This is a genomic window from Thalassolituus sp. ST750PaO-4 (assembly GCF_020320405.1).
GTDB lineage: Bacteria > Pseudomonadota > Gammaproteobacteria > Pseudomonadales > Oceanobacteraceae > Venatoribacter > Venatoribacter alkanivorans.
The window spans coordinates 1-3,239 of record NZ_JABVCB010000009.1; the positions used below are offsets into that span (position 1 = coordinate 1).

At 51.4% G+C, this 3,239-nt stretch carries 2 rRNA genes; both read right to left on the minus strand.

The annotated features are described in order from the left end of the window. Positions 1 to 8 precede the first annotated feature (8 nt). Positions 9 to 124: ribosomal RNA gene (rrf, locus tag HUF18_RS11925) — 5S ribosomal RNA — on the minus strand. 151 nt (positions 125 to 275) lie between these two features. Beyond that, positions 276 to 3,164 (minus strand): 23S ribosomal RNA (locus HUF18_RS11930). Positions 3,165 to 3,239: the final 75 nt, after the last annotated feature.

The following is a 3,239-nucleotide window of genomic DNA, read 5'->3' on the forward strand; positions in this document are numbered from 1 at the left end:
GAATAAGAGCTTGACGATGACCTACTCTCACATGGGGAAGCCCCACACTACCATCGGCGATGCTGCGTTTCACTTCTGAGTTCGGAATGGATTCAGGTGGTTCCACAGCTCTATTGTCGTCAAGCAAACCTTTATGAAGCTGGTCGTCTTACGCGTTCTGCGACATGACTTCAAATTAGGGCGGATACATGAGTCACTGTTAAGTGAAGAGATTCTCAAGCGAACAAGCAGTTGCTTGTCGTATTCAATCAACCCTTACCGGGTTTGGGTGTTATATGGTCAAGCCTCACGGGCAATTAGTATCAGTTAGCTCAATGCCTCACAGCACTTACACACCTGACCTATCAACCTGGTAGTCTTCCAGGGCCCTACAGGGAACTCGAAGTTCCAGTGAGATCTCATCTTGAAGGAGGTTTCCCGCTTAGATGCTTTCAGCGGTTATCCTGTCCGAACGTAGCTACCCGGCAATGCCACGGGCGTGACAACCGGAACACCAGAGGTTCGTCCACTCCGGTCCTCTCGTACTAGGAGCAGCTCTTCTCAAATCTCAAACGCCCACGGCAGATAGGGACCGAACTGTCTCACGACGTTCTAAACCCAGCTCGCGTACCACTTTAAATGGCGAACAGCCATACCCTTGGGACCGGCTTCAGCCCCAGGATGTGATGAGCCGACATCGAGGTGCCAAACACCGCCGTCGATGTGAACTCTTGGGCGGTATCAGCCTGTTATCCCCGGAGTACCTTTTATCCGTTGAGCGATGGCCCTTCCATACAGAACCACCGGATCACTATGACCTACTTTCGTACCTGCTCGACGTGTCTGTCTCGCAGTTAAGCCGGCTTGTGCCATTACACTAACCTCCTGATGTCCGACCAGGATTAGCCGACCTTCGTGCTCCTCCGTTACTCTTTGGGAGGAGACCGCCCCAGTCAAACTACCCACCACACAGTGTCCTCGATCCGGATAACGGACCAGAGTTAGAACCCCAAATTGACCAGGCTGGTATTTCAAGATTGGCTCCACAAAGACTGGCGTCTCTGCTTCAAAGCCTCCCAGCTATCCTACACAAGCCAATTCAAAGTTCACTGTGAAGCTATAGTAAAGGTTCACGGGGTCTTTCCGTCTAGCCGCGGGAACGCAGCATCTTAACTGCGAATTCAATTTCACTGAGTCTCGGGTGGAGACAGTGTCGCCATCATTACGCCATTCGTGCAGGTCGGAACTTACCCGACAAGGAATTTCGCTACCTTAGGACCGTTATAGTTACGGCCGCCGTTTACCGGGGCTTCGATCAAGAGCTTCTCCGAAGATAACCCCATCAATTAACCTTCCGGCACCGGGCAGGCGTCACACCCTATACGTCCACTTTCGTGTTTGCAGAGTGCTGTGTTTTTAATAAACAGTTGCAGCGACCTGGTATCTTCGACCGGTCTCAGCTTACGGAGCAAGTCCTTCACCAAAACCGGCGCACCTTCTCCCGAAGTTACGGTGCCATTTTGCCTAGTTCCTTCACCCGAGTTCTCTCAAGCGCCTTGGTATTCTCTACCTACCCACCTGTGTCGGTTTGGGGTACGGTCTCTTTATAGCTGAAGCTTAGAGGCTTTTCCTGGAAGCATGGCATCGACCACTTCGGACTCCGTAGAGTCACCGTCATCAGTTCTCGGCATTAAGGACCCGGATTTGCCTAAGTCCTCTGCCTACCACCTTAAACACGGACAACCAACGCCGTGCTGGCCTAGCCTTCTCCGTCCCCCCATCGCACTATAAAGAGGTGCGGTAATATTAAACCGCTTCCCATCGACTACGCTTCTCAGCCTCGCCTTAGGGGCCGACTAACCCTGCCCCGATTAACGTTGGACAGGAACCCTTGGGTTTCCGGCGGGGGAGTTTTTCACTCCCCTTGTCGTTACTTATGTCAGCATTCGCACTTCTGATACCTCCAGCCTGGTTCACACCTTGACCTTCAACGGCTTACAGAACGCTCCTCTACCATGCAATAAATTGCATCCGTAGCTTCGGTGTACAGTTTGAGCCCCGTTATATCTTCCGCGCAGGCCGACTCGACTAGTGAGCTATTACGCTTTCTTTAAAGGGTGGCTGCTTCTAAGCCAACCTCCTAGCTGTTTTAGCCTTCCCACATCGTTTCCCACTTAACTGTAACTTTGGGACCTTAGCTGACGGTCTGGGTTGTTTCCCTTTTCACGACGGACGTTAGCACCCGCCGTGTGTCTCCCGTGATTGAACTCATGGGTATTCGGAGTTTGCAAAGGGTTGGTAAGTCGAGATGACCCCCTAGCCTTAACAGTGCTCTACCCCCCATGGTTAGACACGAGGCGCTACCTAAATAGCTTTCGAGGAGAACCAGCTATCTCCGGGCTTGATTAGCCTTTCACTCCTATCCACAAGTCATCCCCTAACTTTTCAACGGTAGTGGGTTCGGTCCTCCAGTTGATGTTACTCAACCTTCAACCTGCTCATGGATAGATCGCCCGGTTTCGGGTCTAATGCTAGCGACTATACGCGCAGTTAACACTCGGTTTCCCTACGGCTCCGCTATTCGCTTAACCTTGCCACTAACATTAAGTCGCTGACCCATTATACAAAAGGTACGCAGTCACCGAACTAAGTCGGCTCCCACTGCTTGTACGTACACGGTTTCAGGATCTATTTCACTCCCCTCACAGGGGTTCTTTTCGCCTTTCCCTCACGGTACTGGTTCACTATCGGTCATCTGGGAGTATTTAGCCTTGGAGGATGGTCCCCCCATATTCAGACAGGATATCACGTGTCCCGTCCTACTCGTTTTCACTGCTTATAGGTTTTCGTATACGGGGCTATCACCCACTACGGCCGCACTTTCCAGAGCGTTCTACTAACCACAAAACAGCTTAAGGGCTGGTCCCCGTTCGCTCGCCACTACTTAGGGAATCTCGGTTGATTTCTTTTCCTGCGGGTACTTAGATGTTTCAGTTCTCCGCGTTCGCCTCACACACCTATGTATTCAGTGTGTGATACCCGCCTTATGACGGGTGGGTTTCCCCATTCAGAGATCTCCGGATCAAAGGTTGTTTGCCACCTCCCCGAAGCTTATCGCAGGCTACTACGTCTTTCATCGCCTCCAGATGCCAAGGCATCCACCGTGCACGCTTAGTCACTTGACCATATAACCCCAAACCGTTTCAGTTCTTACAAGCTATGAAGAACAAAACTTTATGGTGTGGAGTTAATTGCTATCG